15 protein-coding genes and 1 pseudogene are annotated in these 16,510 nt (G+C 69.9%); 5 read left to right on the top strand and 11 right to left on the bottom strand.

Annotated elements, in window-relative coordinates:
- The first annotated feature begins 588 nt into the window (after positions 1-588).
- On the top strand, positions 589-1,578 hold the full coding sequence (locus CFP66_RS23425) for an NlpC/P60 family protein (RefSeq protein ID WP_094927273.1): 990 nt from the start codon (positions 589-591) through the stop codon (positions 1,576-1,578).
- 604 nt (positions 1,579-2,182) lie between these two features.
- On the opposite strand, the gene CFP66_RS23420 is transcribed toward CFP66_RS23425, so the two are convergent.
- Positions 2,183-2,896: a TetR/AcrR family transcriptional regulator gene (locus CFP66_RS23420; RefSeq protein WP_233159646.1), complete on the bottom strand. Its 714-nt coding sequence runs from the start codon at positions 2,894-2,896 to the stop codon at positions 2,183-2,185.
- Positions 2,897-2,925: 29 nt separating this feature from the next.
- Here CFP66_RS23420 and CFP66_RS23415 point away from each other — a divergent pair, with 29 nt between their 5' ends.
- Positions 2,926-4,326 carry an MFS transporter gene (locus tag CFP66_RS23415; RefSeq protein WP_233159645.1) on the top strand — a complete coding sequence of 467 codons (1,401 nt, stop codon included), beginning with the start codon at positions 2,926-2,928 and terminating at the stop codon, positions 4,324-4,326.
- 809 nt (positions 4,327-5,135) lie between these two features.
- On the opposite strand, the gene CFP66_RS23405 is transcribed toward CFP66_RS23415, so the two are convergent.
- Entirely contained in the window at positions 5,136-5,489 is a 354-nt protein-coding gene (locus CFP66_RS23405; protein ID WP_094927271.1) for a helix-turn-helix transcriptional regulator, read from the bottom strand.
- Between the two features lie 59 nt (positions 5,490-5,548).
- On the opposite strand from CFP66_RS23405, the gene CFP66_RS23400 reads away from it, so the two are divergent.
- Positions 5,549-6,622: an NAD(P)/FAD-dependent oxidoreductase gene (locus CFP66_RS23400; RefSeq protein WP_094927270.1), complete on the top strand. Its 1,074-nt coding sequence runs from the start codon at positions 5,549-5,551 to the stop codon at positions 6,620-6,622.
- A gap of 55 nt (positions 6,623-6,677) precedes the next feature.
- Here CFP66_RS23400 and CFP66_RS23395 read toward each other — a convergent pair whose 3' ends face one another.
- From CFP66_RS23395 to CFP66_RS23360, 8 genes are all read right to left on the bottom strand, one after another.
- The gene (locus CFP66_RS23395) at positions 6,678-6,941 is read right to left on the bottom strand and encodes a DUF3040 domain-containing protein (protein ID WP_094927269.1); all 264 of its coding nucleotides are present in this window, start codon (positions 6,939-6,941) and stop codon (positions 6,678-6,680) included.
- A gap of 26 nt (positions 6,942-6,967) precedes the next feature.
- A complete protein-coding gene (locus tag CFP66_RS23390; RefSeq protein WP_094927268.1) occupies positions 6,968-8,071 on the bottom strand; it encodes an ArsO family NAD(P)H-dependent flavin-containing monooxygenase in 1,104 nt (367 codons plus the stop codon).
- Positions 8,068-8,478 carry a low molecular weight phosphatase family protein gene (locus CFP66_RS23385; protein WP_198961620.1) on the bottom strand — a complete coding sequence of 137 codons (411 nt, stop codon included), beginning with the start codon at positions 8,476-8,478 and terminating at the stop codon, positions 8,068-8,070. Before CFP66_RS23385 ends, CFP66_RS23390 begins: the two co-directional genes overlap by 4 nt.
- Positions 8,475-8,915 carry an arsenate reductase ArsC gene (locus CFP66_RS23380; RefSeq protein ID WP_094927267.1) on the bottom strand — a complete coding sequence of 147 codons (441 nt, stop codon included), beginning with the start codon at positions 8,913-8,915 and terminating at the stop codon, positions 8,475-8,477. Before CFP66_RS23380 ends, CFP66_RS23385 begins: the two co-directional genes overlap by 4 nt.
- Entirely contained in the window at positions 8,915-10,015 is a 1,101-nt protein-coding gene (gene arsB, locus CFP66_RS23375; protein ID WP_094927266.1) for an ACR3 family arsenite efflux transporter, read from the bottom strand. Before arsB ends, CFP66_RS23380 begins: the two co-directional genes overlap by 1 nt.
- The gene (locus CFP66_RS23370; RefSeq protein ID WP_369805145.1) at positions 10,012-10,353 is read right to left on the bottom strand and encodes an ArsR/SmtB family transcription factor; all 342 of its coding nucleotides are present in this window, start codon (positions 10,351-10,353) and stop codon (positions 10,012-10,014) included. Before CFP66_RS23370 ends, arsB begins: the two co-directional genes overlap by 4 nt.
- A gap of 174 nt (positions 10,354-10,527) precedes the next feature.
- Complete coding sequence (locus tag CFP66_RS23365) at positions 10,528-11,181, bottom strand: arsenate reductase ArsC (protein ID WP_233159644.1); 654 nt, start codon at positions 11,179-11,181, stop codon at positions 10,528-10,530.
- A gap of 10 nt (positions 11,182-11,191) precedes the next feature.
- Entirely contained in the window at positions 11,192-11,869 is a 678-nt protein-coding gene (locus CFP66_RS23360) for a helix-turn-helix domain-containing protein (RefSeq protein WP_094927264.1), read from the bottom strand.
- Between the two features lie 228 nt (positions 11,870-12,097).
- On the opposite strand from CFP66_RS23360, the pseudogene CFP66_RS50380 reads away from it, so the two are divergent.
- A pseudogene (locus CFP66_RS50380) lies at positions 12,098-12,508 on the top strand (transposase); the annotation flags it as partial.
- A 250-nt stretch (positions 12,509-12,758) separates the two neighbouring features.
- On the top strand, positions 12,759-13,094 hold the full coding sequence (locus CFP66_RS50375; RefSeq protein ID WP_369805140.1) for a transposase: 336 nt from the start codon (positions 12,759-12,761) through the stop codon (positions 13,092-13,094).
- Positions 13,095-14,917: 1,823 nt separating this feature from the next.
- On the opposite strand, the gene CFP66_RS23350 is transcribed toward CFP66_RS50375, so the two are convergent.
- Positions 14,918-16,501, bottom strand: coding sequence for a hypothetical protein (locus CFP66_RS23350; RefSeq protein WP_094927263.1), 1,584 nt, complete (start codon positions 16,499-16,501; stop codon positions 14,918-14,920).
- Positions 16,502-16,510: the final 9 nt, after the last annotated feature.

Raw genomic sequence — 16,510 nt, 5'->3', positions numbered from 1 at the left:
CCAGCAGCGACCACCCAACGGACGCGCCTGCGACTTCTTCCCCGGCACCGCCGGGCTACCGATTCAGGCATCAGAACGGCGGGCCGACCTGCCGTCCGGCGCGGCGATCGTGCACCTCGACGCATCGCCGCGCCGCGGACTCGCTCCTGGCCCCGATCAAGACGTCATCTCGAGGTTGCGGCTGGCGGACACCGACACGCGCCAAGCGACTCAGATCATGACGCTGCGCATTCAATCAGTGACGTCGAGCGAGGGCTGGCGGCGCGCGGGCCAGTCGCTGTGCCGTGTGTGGCTTCTGGGTGACCGCTCACCGTCGCCGTGCCGAGCGAACCGGCGCTGGACCGCTCTGACGCAGCTACCTAACCTCCGAGATCTTGAGACATTTCAGTCATCCGACGCGAATGGCGACGCCTGGACACCGCGCAAGGCTTCTATCGGTACGGCTCGGCATCCCGCGCCTCTCGATCGAGGAATGCGCGGGATCGTGAGAGGAGATCTGGCCACGTGGAGCCCCCTCGACGTACCCTGCCTGCCCCTTGGACCCGATGGAGGTTGTGTGGACGGTACGCCTCATCAACCAGTGCGGTCGTGCTCGTCGCCCTGCTCACGCTGCTGGCCGGATTCACACCGGCCGCGGCACAGCCGCCCCCGGACAACGCTGCAGATGCCGCAGAGCAACTGGAGCAGGTGCAGCGGGAAGCGGAGGCCCTCACCGAGGAGTGGCACGCTGCCACCGACACGCTCGAGGCCCGGGAATCCGAGCTGAACACGCTGCAGGCGGCCGTCGACCCCGCTCGCGCTGCCGTGGACGCCGCCAAGGCCAACGAGGAACGCTTCCGCCTGCAGGTAGACGCCGTGGCGATGTCGGCGTTCGAGAGCGGCAACCTCGACCAGCTCAATGCGGTACTGGCCAGCAGGTCCCCGCAGGAGTTCATCGACCGGATGTCCGCGCTCGAGACCGTCACGTCGGGCTACCGCGAGGCGCTCGACCGGCTCACTGCCGTCGTCGATCAAACGGCGCAGGCACAGGCGGAGGCTGACGCCGCGGCGCGGCGCGCGGCATCGGCTGCCGACCAAGCCGCGAACGCCGAGAAGGACGTATCAACGCGCAAGCGCGACGCCGAGGTCCGCATCGATGAAGCCGAACGGCTCCTCGAACGGCTCACGCCCCAGCAGCGACGCGAGCGCACTGGCCCCGTCGAGACCGGTCCCAGCGGCCCGATCGTTGGCACCGCGGCGGGAATCGAGGCGCTTCGGGCGGCGCAGGCCCAGCTCGGCAAGCCGTACCAGTGGGGGGCGGAGGGTCCTAACAGCTTCGACTGTTCCGGCCTCACCTCATGGGCCTTCAAACGAGCAGGAGTGACTCTGCCACGCTCGAGCAGCCAACAGGCAAACGTAGGCCGCTCCGTGTCCTTGGCCGATCTGCGTCCCGGAGATCTTGTGTTCTCCTACCAGCCGATCAGTCACGTCGGGATCTACGTCGGTGATGGAAAGATGCTCGCTGCACCCCAGACTGGAGATGTCGTGAAGTACCAGAAGGTGTCGACCAGAACGTTCACCAGCGCCCGCCGCCTCTGACCCTCGCCCGTTGTTAGACCGCCGCCTTGTTCAATGCGCCGGCCCTTGCCCCGGCATGCACGTCGTCTCACCAGACCTGGCGGACATCCTTCGCAGCCGACTTGACCGGTCCTCACGAGGCGTCCGGTCGCCTCCCGGTGAGGCACCGACCCCGCGAGGTATCCCGCAGAAACGCCTTAACGGCCGCGGCTACTGAATTCCGCGGCGACATTTCCACGGTTGGCAGCCGGACCGTCTGCCTCGTCACCCCGGGCGCGTTCCCCTACCCTCCTAGGGTAGCCGCATCTCCGCCGACTGGTTTCGGACTCACGCTGAGCTGCGGCGAACCGCTCGGCCCTGGCGGCGGCGATGGTCCGGCGGCCCAGCGCCCGGCCTCCGTGGAGACAGGCACACGGTCCGCTGATCCGGCCCCGTTCGCCCTCTCCACCCAGCCGAGTGCGACCAGCCGACTCACCGAGCTGCGGTCGAGATGCAGCCGCTCGACGAGCTCGCGCTGGGGCAACCCGCCGTCGGACACGATCTCGGTCGAAGCGCGGGCATCGGACAGCGCCATCGGCCGTCCGCAGGACATCTGCTCGCTCGACGGGCGCGTCCACGCTGTGCGTCACGTCGCCACTGCGCCCTCGTCGGCCTCGCGCGGGCCGCTCGTGCGGCCCGGTGAGTGCACGTCCAATGCGGGAACGGCCACAATCGATTGCACCGTCGCGGTGATGACCCGAGCGACGTCCGCGGACCCGATGCGTCCGGCGCGCTCCTCCTCCGCAGCACCTTTCAGCATGTAGTGCACGGCGCTGACCAGCCAGGCGATCGGCAGGTCGATGCGGATCACGCCCTGCTCCTGACCGCGGAGAAGGAGCTCCTCGACCCGCTCAGCGGGCGCGCCGTGCAGCTCGCGGAGGCGCCCGGCGGGGAGGACCCCCCGAGCCGCCGCGACCAGTGCCGCCGACTCCGCGACGAGGGACCAACTGGATTCGAGCAGCCGCGTCAGGGCGGCGCGTGCGTCACCTGCGAGGTCGAGGGTCGACAGTGTTGCCTCTCCGGCCCGCAGTGCGTCTACGAGTGCGGCTTCGACCAGTTCCGGACGGGTGCGGAAGTGTCCGTACAGCGTCATCCGCCCGACCCCGGCCGCCTTCGCGATGTCGTCGGTGGTGGCGTCCGGATCATTGCTGAGGCACGTGCGTGCCGCGGAGACGATGTTGGCGATGCTGCGCTCGGCGTCAGCACGCCGGCGTGGTCGGCTGACGGTCGGCATGCCACCCACTCTAGCTCGTACGGGAATATACGAGTTAACCTCCAGCTTGAGCTCGTACGCCAACATACGAGTTAGCCCGGCAGGAGGCCCGTCCCATGAGACCGAACGAGACCGATGAGATGTCCGCACAGCACGATGCGCCACACCCGTTGCGATGGCGGATCCTGGGGTTCCTCGGGGTAGCCCAGTTGATGTTGATCCTCGACGTCACCGTCGTGGCGATCGCGCTGCCGCACATCGAGACCGACCTCGGCCTGAGCCGTGAGGCGCTGACCTGGACCGTCAGCGCCTACACGTTGACCTTCGGCGGCCTGATGCTGCTGGGGGGCCGGATCGCCGACCTGATCGGTGCCAAGCGGGTCGCGCTCGCCGGTCTGCTGCTCTTCACCGTGGCGTCGCTGGTGACCGGGTTCGCCGACTCGGCCGCGCTACTGGTCGGTGGTCGCATCGCCCAGGGGGCCGGCGCGGCGATGCTGTCGCCGTCCGCGCTGGCGGTGGTCATGGCGCTGTTCAGCGGTGACGAGCGAAACAGGGCGCTCGGCGTGTGGTCTGCGCTGGGCGGCGGTGGCGCTGCCCTCGGCGTACTGCTGGGCGGTCTGCTCACCGCCGGTCCTGGATGGCCGTGGGTCTTCTACATCAACGTGCCGATCGGGCTGGTGATCGTCGCTGCTCTCGCCAGGATGCTGCCGCACCAGCGCGCGGCCGTGCCGCGCGGCCGGCTCGACGTCCTCGGTGCGCTGCTGGTCACCGCCTCGTCCGGCGCCCTGATCTACGCGCTGGTCAGGGCCGGGGACCAGGGCTGGCTGACGGCAGCCACCGGGTCGCTCGTGCTGCTGGCGGCCGGGGGCTACCTGGCGTTCGTGCTCTGGCAGCGGAGAACCCGCTCGCCGCTGATGGACGTCGCGCTGCTGGCCCGGCGCCCGGTGGCCACCGGTACCTTCCTCATCCTGGTGGCGACGGCGCTGATGATCGCGGTGTTCTTCCTGGGCACGTTCTACTTCCAGCAGGCTCGCGGATACGGCGCCCTGCACACCGGGCTGCTGTTCCTCCCGGTCGCGCTGGCGACGATGCTCGGCGCCAACCTGACCGGACGGGCGATCTCCCGGTTGGGCGCGCGGCCACTCGCCGTGGTCGGCCTGCTCACCTCCGCGGTCGGCATGGCCGCACCCGCCCTGTGGTTGGACCCCGTGGCCGTGGTGGTGGGCGTAGCGGTCGCGGCCGCGGGAACCGGCGCCCTGTTCGTGGTAGCTTCCGCGACTGCTCTCGGCCAGGTGGCTCCGCACGAAGCCGGCATCGCCGCCGGCATCGTCAGCACCTTCCACGAGTTCGGCGCCTCCATCGGAGCCGCCGTCGTCTCCAGTGTGGCGGCGGCCAGCCTCGTCGGAAACACGCTCACCGGCTTCGAGAACGGCTTCATTGTCGCCGCGGTCGCTGCGGTCGCTGCGGCAGTCGTCGCCGCGCTCCTGACACCCGGCAGGACCGCGGTCAGCCACTGACCCGCGAGGACTGTCCCGGCGCCCGCAATGCAGGCGTCGGGGCAGGCCGGGTGGGGCATCAGTGCCGAGGGCTTGATGGCGCCGGCACAAGCGCGACGGCTCGGGCCGGCCGTAGACCATCTGCCGGGTGCGACCGACATCGGACGTACGTCATGTCGGCGCGAGGGGTGCGGCGGTGAGGGAGGCGCCGATCAGGAGGTCGAATGAAAAACTCCGCGTATCCCCGAGGTACGACTCCGACCGCGTGGTGGTGGCTCAGGTCCCGGTGGTGGGCGACGTCCCAGGCGGCGTGGCCGATCCACGCTGCGCCCGCGACGTACTGACCGGCCCTCGGGTCGACGAGCACGGCAAGCAGGGCACAGCTACCGAAGAGGACCAGCCCGACGATCTCCAACCGCAGGACGCCAGGGCGCCGGAGCTGGCCCCGCGCGCCGAAGACGAGGTACGCGATCGCCAGCCCAGGTATCAAGAAGGTCGTGACGTCCGCGGGCCGCCACGGCTCGAGGTCGATGAGGAGGAGGATCGCGGACAGGCCCGCAAGGGTGGCCACCATCGCGACAGCAGCCGCCGTGGGCCAGGACGCACGCCCGGCCCGCTGTCGGCCACACCTCCACCTCGAGATCTGAGACCGCTCCGGGAACAAGGCTCCTAGCGGAGACGCCGAGGCCGGGAACGTCTGGTCCCACCGCTCCATCGTTGATCGGCCAAGTCCTCCACTGGAGCATCTGCGAGCGCCCGCGGAGTTCGGAGTGGCACAGACGGTGTACAGGTCATACCCAGACTTGTTGTTAGCCGGAAACCGCGAGCATTCAGCAACATGTCTGCAGGTAGGTCTGCAGGTCGGCGAGGACGCTCATGGCGCCGGCCCGGTCCGACCGGTACAGCACGATCTTGCCGTCGCGACGGGACGTGACGATGCCGGCGCGACGCAGGACCGACAGCTGCTCCGATGCGGTCGACTGGCCGATGCCGACCTGCTCGGCCACCTCCCCCACCGACAGCTCGGCTCCCCGGGCGAACAGCAGCATGATCCGCTGCCGGTTCGGACTGCTCAGAGCCTTCAGGAACTCCCGGGTGGTCGCGCTCAGCTCCGCCGGCAGCGGGTCGAGCGCCTCCGACCGCGGCCGGCACGCCGCCTCGCTCCTGCCGCCATCCACGCTCATGTGCCCAGTGTCCCAGAGAAACTTCTCGTCATCTCGCGAAATGACGATACGATTCGGTCATGACGACGATCTCTCACCCTCTAGTGATCATCGGCGGGGGCCAGTCGGGGCTGGCCGCCGCCCGCGAAGCCCAGCGGCGAGGCCTCCGCCCGCTGGTGCTGGAGGCTCGCGAACGGCCCAGCGGCTCCTGGCCGGACTACTACGACAGCCTCCGGCTGTTCTCGCCGGCCCGGTTCAGCGCCATGCCGGACGCCCCGTTCCCGGGGGACCCCGACCACTACCCCAGCCGCGACGAGGTCACCGAGTACCTGACCAGCTACGCCGCCCGCCTCGATGTCGAGATCCGCACCTCGGTGCGGGTGGCCGCGGTGGGCGCGCGACCGGGCGGCGGCTTCCTCGTCTCCACCGTTGCGGGCGACGAGATCGAGGCAACGGGCGTGGTTGCCGCATCGGGGTCGTTCGACAACCCCTACCTGCCGTTGCTGGCCGGACAGGACCAGTTCCAGGGCCGCATCATGCACGCGTCCGACTTCCGCTCCCCCGCAGCACATGTCGGCGAACGCGTGGTCGTGGTCGGGGGCGGCAACTCCGCCGTCCAGATCGCCTATGAGCTCGCTACCGTCGCCACCACGACCATCGCGTCCCGCAGCCCTCTGCAGCTCGTCGCGCAGCAGCCCGACGGCCGCGACATCCACCACCGCCTCACCGCCGGCTTCGACGACCTCCCCCTGGAATGGCTCGCGCCGCTGCTGACCAGCACCCTCGTCCTCGATCCCGGGAAGTACGGCGAGGCGCTGAGCGAGGGTGTGCTGGACCGCCGCCCGATGTTCACCGCGTTCGACGTCGACGCGGTCGTGTGGCCGGACGGCTCGCGCGAGCACGTCGACACGGTTGTCTTCGCCACCGGCTACCGCCCCAACCTGGGCTATCTGGAACCACTCGGCGCGCTGCAGAACGGCATGCCGTTGCACGTCGGCGGCATTTCCACCACTCACCCGGGGCTCGCCTACACGGGCCTCGAACTGCAGCGTTCATTCGCCTCCAACACCTTGCGCGGGGTGAGCCGCGACGCCGCGCACGTCCTGGGACCACTTGGCGCGCACGTCCGCGGCGCCTACACCGCCGTCGCCTGACCGTCGCAGCTCGGGCCCCGAGCCAGTCGTGTCCGGCGGCTCGGGCGCCTGGCGGTCACCGTTCGGAGGCGCGTCGAGCCAGCGTGACGAGCCAGGCGACCGGGGTCGAGGCGAGGACGAGCCCGGCGCCGGTGAGCAAGCCGTCCGCCGTCGTGAAGAACGACCCCAGCAGCATCGCCGCCACCACCGCGACGAGTGACAATGCGATGGCTCGCGGAACCGGATCCGGGCAGCGGAACTCCTCGAGCATGCGCGCGAGCGCCGGTTCCTCCCGGCGCAGGTGTCCTTCGATGCTGATCAGCTTCCGTTGTTCCGACATGTCTCGCGGTCTCGCTCCTCGCGGGATCAGTTCGCTGAGCGTGCGTCGGTCATGGCGTGGAGGTTGCCGACGACCTGAGGGATCGTCGCCTTGGCCGTGCGGCCGGCGCCGATGAGCGTCGCGGACGCGGTGCCGGTCCAGTCGCCGTAGCCGAGCAGGTGCAGCCGAGGGTGGTCGATGGATCGCGTGCCCTCGGTGCGGGGAAGGCCTGACTCATCGATGGTGAGCTGGAGCGGGGCGAGGTGGCGCAGGTCGGGGTGGAACCCGGTGCACCAGATGATCGCGTCGGCCCGCTGGGCCCGGCCGTCGCTCCAGGCGATGCCCTCGGGTGTGAGCCGCTGGAACATCGGCTCGGCCCGCAGGACGCCCCGCTCGCGTGCCGCGAGCACGGGCGGGACCATGACGATGTCGCCGAGGCCGGCCACCCCGGCAGATGCCTCGCCGCGGCGCGCGGCGAGGGCGCGTTGCGTGGCGAGATCGAACAGCGCGCGGCCGTCGACGTCGTCGGGCAGGAACCGCGGGGTCCGGGCGGTTACCCAGGTCGTGTCGGCCACGGTGGAGACCTCGGCGAGGATCTGGGCGGCGGAGTTGCCGCCCCCGACGACCACGACCCGCTGGCCGGCGAACGGCGCGGGCGCCCGGTAGGACACGGTGTGGAGCTGGCGGCCACCGAAGAGGTCCCAGCCCGGGTAGCGCGGTAGGTGCGGGCACCGCCAGGAACCGGTGGCGCTGATGACCGCGCGCGCATGCCACGTCTGCTGCGCCGCCCGGATCTCGAACTGCTCGCCTTGCGCGACGACCTGCTCGACCGCGACGTTGTGGTGCACCGGCAGGTCGTAGCGGGATTCGTAGTCGGCCAGGTAGCGGCGCACGTGCCCGGCCGTGGGGAAGAACTCCCCCGGCTGCTCGGGCATCCACCAGCCCGGGAGCGGGCTGTAGCGGGCCGGTGAGAACAGCCGCAGCGACTCCCAGCCGTGCCGCCAGGCCCCTCCGGGCCCGGTCTGAGCGTCCAGGATCGCGAAATCGGCGTTGGCTCGGCGCAGGAAGTACCCCGCGGCGAGGCCGGCCTGGCCGCCCCCGATCACCACCACATCGGCGCTGCGTCGAACGGTGTCCCGAAGCGTGGTCACGCCGTCGGTGCGAGCTCGTGGAGCAGCCCATGTACTCGAGCATCGATGTCGTCGCGGATCAGGCGCATCCGATCGATGCCGTCGATGCCGCGTTCGGACGGCTCGTCGGTGTCCCAGTTGCGCAGTTCGGTCCCGTCGGGAGCCTCGACGTGGGCTTCCCTGCCGAGGGTGACGACGAGGTCGACGCTGCGGAGCAGATCCGGATCGACCGGCTTGGGCGTCTCACCGGACATGTCCGCGCCCACCTCGGCGAGCACCTCGGCCGACAAGGCATTGATCGACGTGCCCGGGTTCGTGCCGGCCGAGTGCGCGACGACCCGGCCCGCGGCGGCCTTGCGCATGAGCCCGGCGGCCATCTGGGACTTGCCGCCGTTGCGGACGCAGACGAACAGCACCTGCGGGGTCACCGGGTCGCGCTCTCCGTCGACGGTGTGACCCCCAGCTCGGCGAGCAGTGCGCGCACGCGGGCGTCGATGTCGTCGCGGATCGGGCGGATCTCCTCGGCGGACCTGCCGGCCGGATCGGTCAGCTCCCAGTCGAGGTAGCGCTTGCCCGGGAAGACCGGGCAGGCGTCACCGCAGCCCATCGTGATGACGACGCCGGAGGCCTCGACGGCACCGACGGTGAGCTTCTTGGGCTTCTCCGCGGACAGGTCGATACCCAGTTCGGCCATCACCTCGCGGACGGCCGGGTTGACCGCGTCCGCGGGCTCGGAGCCCGCGGAACGGACCTCGACGGCGCCGTGAGCGTGATGCGCGAGCAGGGCAGCCGCCATCTGCGAGCGGCCAGCGTTGTGCACGCAGACGAACAGGACCGTCGGGATCGGTGTGGGGTTCTCGGCCATCAGGACTCCTTGGCGGACGGGGTGGCCGTCGTCGGCGTTGCGCCTCGCCAGCGGCGGCGGGCTGCCAGCGACACGTAGACGAGTGCGACGAGCACGGGGACCTCGATCAGCGGGCCGACCACACCGGCGAGCGCCTGGCCGGAGGTGACGCCGAAGGTCGCGATCGCGACGGCGATGGCGAGCTCGAAGTTGTTGCCCGCCGCCGTGAACGCCAGCGTGGTGGTTCGCTCGTAGTTCAGGCCGATCGCGCACCCGAGAGCGTAGGAGCCGGCCCACATGATCGCGAAGTAGGCCAGCAGCGGCAGCGCGATGCGCACGACGTCCAGCGGCTGTCCCAGGATCGCGTCGCCCTGCAGCGCGAACAGGATGACGATCGTGAACAGCAGTCCGTACAGGGCGAACGGCCCGATGCGGGGCAGGAACCGGCTCTCGTACCACTCCCGTCCTTTCGCGCGCTCGCCCAGGCGGCGGGTCAGGTAGCCGGCGGCCAGCGGGATGCCGAGGAAGATCAGGACGTTGAGCGCGATCTCCCAGGGGGAGACGTCGAGGGCCGTCTGCGGCAGGCCGAGCCATCCGGGCAGCAGGTCGAGGTAGAACCAGCCCAGCGCGGCGAAGGCGATCAGCTGGAACACCGAGTTCAGCGCGACCAGGACGGCGGCCGCCTCGCGGTCACCGCAGGCGAGGTCATTCCAGATGATGACCATGGCGATGCACCGGGCGAGCCCGACGATGATCAGCCCGGTGCGGTACTCGGGCAGGTCCGGCAGCATCAGCCAGGCCAGGGCGAACATCAGCGCGGGCCCGAACACCCAGTTCAGCACCAGCGACGACACCAGCAGCCGACGGTCGCCGGTGACCGTGTCGAGCCGGTCGTAGCGCACCTTCGCCAGCACCGGATACATCATGATCAACAGGCCGAGCGCGATCGGGAGAGAGATGCCCTGGATCACGATGGTGTCGAGCGCGGCGCCGAGCCCGGGGACCAGCCGGCCCGCGACCAGGCCCAGCGCCATCGCGGCGAGGATCCACGCCGGGAGGAACCGGTCCAGCGTCGAGAGCCGGGCGGCGACCGGCGCCTCAAGTTCAGGGGTGGTACTCATGCGTTCACTTCCAGGTCGTGGGGGGTGGGCGAGAGCGCCTGCGCGAGGGTGGCCAGCGTGCCGGGCACCACGCGGTAGTAGATCCAGGTGCCGCGGCGCTCGCCGGTGATCAGCCCGGCCTCGCGCAGCACCTTGAGGTGGTGGCTGATCGTGGGCCCGGACAGATCGAAACCGGGGGTCAGGTCGCACACGCAGGCCTCACCCGACGCGTGCGCGGCGATCAGGCTCAACAGACGCAGCCGGGTGGGATCGGCGACCGCCTTGAACCGCGTCGCGAGCTCGGTGGCCTCGGCCGGGCTCAGCGCAGGACGGCTGAGCTGAGCGGCGTCGGTTCGCAGGCGTCGACGAGCGGCAGCTCCTGCTTTGGCATGCGTCTATCTTGAGCACCATCGAATCAGTCTGCAAGGTGAGGGGCACCACGCCCCTCGACGGCGACGGCGCGTCGGCCATGCGGATTGCCGGTGCCGACTCTCGTCGTCGCCCGGCCGGTTGGCCCGGCAGAGGGGGTGGCGCTAGTCGTGCGGAACGGCGAGCTCGGTGAGCAGGGCGCGAACGCGGCGTTCGAGGTCGTCGCGGATCACCCGGACAGCGGGCGCGTTCAGACCCGCGGGATCCTCAACCTGCCAGTCCTCGTACCGCCGACCGGGGAAGACCGGGCAGGCGTCACCGCAGCCCATGGTGATGACGACATCCGCGGCGCGGACGACCTCATCGGTCCAGGGCTTGGGGTACTCGCCGGCGATGTCGATACCGCGCTCGGTCATGACCTCGACCGCGGCAGGGTTGATCCGCGTGTCCGGCTCGGATCCGCCGGACCAGGCGATGGCCCGGTCGCCGGCGAGGTGGGTGAACAGGCCCATCGCCATCTGTGACCGCCCTGCGTTGTGCGTGCAGAGGAACAGGGCCACCGGAGTCCCCGTGACACCCTTGCCCTCGACCTTGGCGAGGGCGCGCAGCCGCTGGCGGGCGAAACGTTCGGCGAGCAGCGGCAGGTAGTTGACGACGACTGCGCGGTCGGCGAACTCGTCGTAGGAGGTGTGCAGGAACCGCTCGATCGTCTCCGAGCCGTAGGTCCCGTCGAACTCGCGGGCCAGGTTCGACGCGGCCGTGCGGAGCGCGAGCACTTGGTCGATGGACAGGTCGGGACGGCGGGCGGTGACCGGCACGGGGGCCTCCTCAGGATGCAGGCCGGATCGCGGGTGCGAGCCGGGTGATGCGGTCGGCGAGCTCGTCGACGGCGTGGTCGAAGGCGGCATCCTCGCCGCTGCGCGCGGGATCCGGAACCGACCAGTGCAACCGGTCGGGACCGGTTCCGAGGTCCTCGTGGGCCGCATCGCACACGGTGATCACGACATCGTCGGGGCGGAGGACGTCCTCGACGTGGCGCGGGGCCGTCGGATCCAGCGGAATCCGGTGACGGCGTGCAGCGGCCACCGCGCCGGGGTGGACCGCCGCGGCCGGGTGCGTGCCGGCCGACGCCACGGGAACGGGGCTCTCCCTCGACCACAGTGCCGCCGCCAGCTGCGACCGGGCCGAGTTCTGGGTGCACACGAACACCACCCGCACCGCGTCTCGAACCGCGGTGGGCCGCAATGTGGAGAGCGCTTCCGGCGCGAGCGCCAGGTAGGTCCGGCGACGGTCGCCCTCGGAGCGGTGCCGCTCGAGGACGCCGACCTTCTCCAGTACGCGAACGTGGTGGGCCATCAGGTTCGACGGCATGTTGAGCAGCTTCTGCAGCTCGGACGGCGACGCCTCGCCGAGGACCAGGGCGTCGACGATCGCCAACCGACCGGGGTCTCCCAGCGCTGCATGAACTGCCGCCCGGCGGCCCAGCTCGTTTCCCTCTGCGCCCATTGAGTCAATTATGACTGAGCTAGTTTGAGGGGTCAAGAGCGCTGGCACTGAGCTGAGGACCCGATTCGGGCCCGCGGCGCTGCACGAGGTCGGTCCGCGAGGGCCTGACGTGATGAAGGAGCGGGGCCTCCGCTCCTCGTGACTCCCGGCTCATGCTCGGGGTGCTCACGCCATCGATTCGAGGAGGCCCCTGTGAGCGAATCGTACGAGGGTCAGCAGATCGTCGGGATGGATCTGCACCGGCGCCGGTCGCTGCTGGTGCGGATGACCGAGTCCGGACAGCGGCTGGAGACGGTGCGGATCTCCAACGATCCGGAGTACCTGCGCGAGGTGATGACCCGCGCTGGAGAAGCCCCCGAGGTGGTACTCGAGGCGACCTACGGCTGGTACTGGGTTGCGGACGCGCTCGCCGGACTGGGCGCAAGCGTGCACCTGGCACACCCGCTGGGGGTGAAGATGTTCTCCTACCGGCGGGTCAAGAACGATGAACGAGACGCCGCGGACCTGGCCGACCTGCTGCGGATGGGGCGGCTGCCCGAGGCCTGGATCGCCCCACCCGCGACGCGGGAGCTGCGTGGCTGGGTACGGCACCGGGCGAAGCTGGTCGGGTTGCGCTCGAACCTGAGTTGCCAGGTCCACGCCGTGCTCGCCGCCGCCGGCGTGCAGGTGCCGATGAGTGATCTGTTCGGCCCGGGCGGGCAGCAGCCGCTGGCCACCACCCGGCTGGCGGTCGAGTCCCGCTCGCGGGTCGACTCACTGCTGCGTGTGATCGCCGCGTTGGACTTCGAGATCGACACCTTCGCCCGGCTGGTCGCCGGGCGGCTGCGCGGCGATCCCGGCTACACCGCGATCCAGGTCATTCCCGGGGGTCGGGCCGCTGCTCGCGGCGGTGTTCGTCGCCGAGATCGGCGACATCACCCGCTTCGCCCGCCCGCAGCAGCTGGCCTCCTGGGCCGGGCTGACCCCCAAACATCACGAGTCCGATACCACCGTGCACCGCGGCCGGATCACCAAGCAAGGATCCCGGCTGGTTCGCTGGGCCGCGGTCGAGGCGGTGCAACGCGTGCCCGCCCATACCCGGCTCAGACAGACCCGCGACCGGGTTGGTGAACGGCGCGGTGTCCGCAACATCGGCATCGTCGCCGCGGCCCGAGAGTTGACCACGCTGGTGTTTTACGGCCTGCGTGATCATCACATCCGCTGCTTGCCCGCCCGAGCGGCATGAGCAGCCCGCAGACCTCGCGGTGGACGCAGATCGTGCGAGTCATGATCCCCGAGCCAGTACAGCGGGGCTCGGCGTGATCGCCCCGTCTGATTGATCTCGCCCACCGCGAACCTGTCGCAGCTCACCATGCCGCCCACCAGCGCGGCGAAGGGATGACCGACAGCCCCCACGGGGGGCCTGTCCACCAGCCGGGACCCCGGCCCTGGAGCAGCACCCGACCGATCCACCCCGCGCCCCCGGGAGTCACAACCCCCCTACTGATCCTCCGCCTCGAACAGCGTGCGCCGATCGGCGTCGGCGTCAATGACCTACGGCCGCTACGCGGGCGCCCTCCGGGCGCTCCTTGACCCCGACGCCTACCTCGACGCGCCCAACAACAGGCGGAGAACCATCGAAGAAAAGATCGACTCCAACAACACGGGTTGACCGGCCCCGCTCCTTCAGGGATGACCCGCCGGCGCACCATCCACTCGTCGAGGAGGCGCGTGTCGCGCTGTTCACGTATTGCTTCCATCCGGGAATCAGATCTAGCCGGCCTGGAGTGCACCGCTCGAGCGTCGTGCAGCAGGTCGGCGAGCAGCGACATGCGCGGCCCACCGGGTCAGGACAAGGCAGTTCCGCCCACGAGCCAGGCCGGCGAGAACGTCGGCGAGCACTTGCTGATTGCGGGCGTCATCGGCGACGAGGTCGCGGTAGACAGCGGCGATCCCGCCAGGAGCCGATGGGTCGTCCTCGCCACGGGTAGACGAACTCGGTCAGGTGGACGGCGAGCTACTACGACAACCGGTAAGCACTCACCTCACCATCACGGGAACGTGACCCATCGTCGGCGCGCTCGCCTGCGTCTAAGACGACCGACTCATTGCGGATCGCCGCGATGTCGCTCAGAGCAGGCCGCGTCGCAGAACGGGAGGCCGTCGACCCAGTGGGCTCGAACAAGCCTGCGCTGACACGCTTCGCAGAACAGCGGGTCGGAGGAAGGCAGGTAGCTGTGCAGAACAAGCCGAATCTTATGGGACAAACCCTTCAGCATAATCGATGCCTTTCGTGCTCGATCCGGCGTCGAAGAGCCAATTGTCGGCATGAGGATCCGGCTTCCCTCGACGAAAATCTCTCGGCGACAACTCGCGAACACGGCTGCCATTCAGCACAGAATCACAACGCGGTTGCGGTCCGACTCAATTGCGTCAACGACGCTAGCCGTCGGAGCCAAGTGTGCGCACTCCCCAAATTTGGGGGGGCGCCAGGCAATGATCACGGCGGCGCCGTAGTTTCGGAGTGATCAACGCGTTGCAACCCGCTCGGGCGTCGTTCACAGCTCGCTTTCATCGTGCGTGGCTAGTCTGGCGGAAGTCCCAGCGTGACCTCCCGGTCGATGTGTGAAAGCGAATCCCACGCCTGAGCGCCAACCCCGGCACGCGGGTCCTGCTTCTGGGAGGCCGGACGTCCGGGCTGCTGGTGGGACCTGGCGGTCCACCTACCGCTCGCGATGGGCATGCCGGTCGGCAGCGCAGCCTCGCCTCCGCAACCCTGCTCGGAGTGGGGCGCGACGTCACCTTCCGTGACCCGACTGCTCCGGAATCGGACCGAGCTGCCAACTCCACGATGCTGTGAAGAGCAGCCCGCAGGCGCGGCTTGATGGACTCGAGATCCGCCGAGCCGGGCGTTCCTGCCTGGCGTCGAGTGTCCAACTTCCGATCGGCACCGCAATGGCTCCGAAGCAAGCTTGACCCACAGCGTGGATCGCATCGGGTCCGGCCTGGCTCATTAGCAGGCGAAGGGCCGTGCCCGGGCCGTGCCCCGCCGCTGCACCTCGATCCCACTCACGCAGTTCGTCGGAAGATCGTGAAGCCCTCGCCGCGAGCCACCCCCTCGTAGCGAGAGGCAAGGCCGGGCTCGACGGCCGCGAGATCACTCGAACAGCCGTTGACCTGCAAATATGGGTACTGGAATGCGATCGGACGCACCTCAGCAGGCACGTCCGAGGCCGGGATGTCCAGAACGGTCAGGTCCGGCGGACCGGCGGCCCGCAGGTGCACCAACGATGTCTCGTCGACATTGACCCGGGTTCTGCCCGTTTCCAGCGCGAAATCCACCCCGAACCACTTGAGCACTGGAACGCCGACCGTCGGGCCCGATGCGGGCACACAGCCGTGCCGGGAGGGAATCGTGATCTCGAGGAGCGGTGCACCGGCCGGCACGGCCCCGTCGGTGACCGCATCGAGCCGCCCGATCCTCGCGCCGACGTCGACATACTCGATCGCGTGCAGCCCGAGCACCGCGGAGACGAGCGCGACGACCGCCGGGGTTGCCAGGGCGGGAGCGGCCCGGTAGGGCAGCGCTGCAACGACGAACAGCAGAGCCGGGAGCACGAACCGCTCATCCGGCTTGATCAGATCGTTGACCATGCTGATCGGGAGCACGATCGCGATCGCAGCCAGCAGGCCACCCAGCCAGAGCACCGGGCGGGTGGCGAGCGCGGTGCGCAGTGCGCGCCGGTCGAGGAGCAGCGTGACGAGCGCGACGAACGCCACCACGGCGGCGACGTTGACCCAGAAGATCGGGAACGCGGGCGGGAACGGGTCCAGCCTCAGGAAGAGCTGGAGCGTCTCGGTCAGAGAGATCGCCTTGTCGAACCAGGAGCCGTAGAACGTGATGCCGCTACCGCCGCCCTCGGACAGCACGTACCAGGCGGCAAGGACGACGGCCGGCGCGAGGGTGAGCACCAGCAGCACGGCCGGTCGGCGGAGGCGGCGGTGGGCGAGGACCAGCGCGTACCCGAACACGACCAGCGCGCCGATGCTCCACGCGAGCAGGTGCGACAGGTAGAGCACGGTGCTCAGGCCACACAGCGCCCACAGTCGCGCTCCGGTGGGGGCGCCGGCGCGGGTCGTCACCCTGTGCAGCATCGCGACCAGCACGAACACCAGCGCAAGCCCGACCAGGTAGCTGAGGTAGCCCTTGTAGAGGAAGAAGCCGGGCGCCCAGAGGAACCCGGTGTACTCGATCGGCGTCGCCCGCTGCTGGATCGTCCGCACGAGGTGGCCGTAGGCGAGCGCGAAACCGAGCACGGCGAGCACCGCGAACACCTGCCCTGCGGCCTCGGTGGGCAGCACCGCGTCGAGCGTCCCGATGACGACCGGTGCCGCCAGGTTGGGAACCGGGACGGGGCTGAGCACGTAGTTCCCCGCGATTCCCGCGCCGGCGGAGTCGGCACCGAACAGCAGCACCGACACGACGTGGCCCTGCAGGAGCCACTGGTAGTAGTCGTAGAACGGCGGGAAGTGCGTGCTGCACACCAGCGCGACGGTCGCTGCGGACAGCACGATCCACAGGACGGGCGGGCGCCGGTCCGCCCCCGCGAACCCGCCGCGCCCGTGCGGGATCGTCGCGTCACCGCCGCTCATCGCCGCCCG

The organism is Pseudonocardia sp. MH-G8 (genome assembly GCF_002262885.1).
Lineage (GTDB): Bacteria > Actinomycetota > Actinomycetes > Mycobacteriales > Pseudonocardiaceae > Pseudonocardia.
The sequence above is the reverse complement of the archived record's forward strand: the minus strand, read 5'-3'. Positions and strand labels throughout refer to the sequence as shown.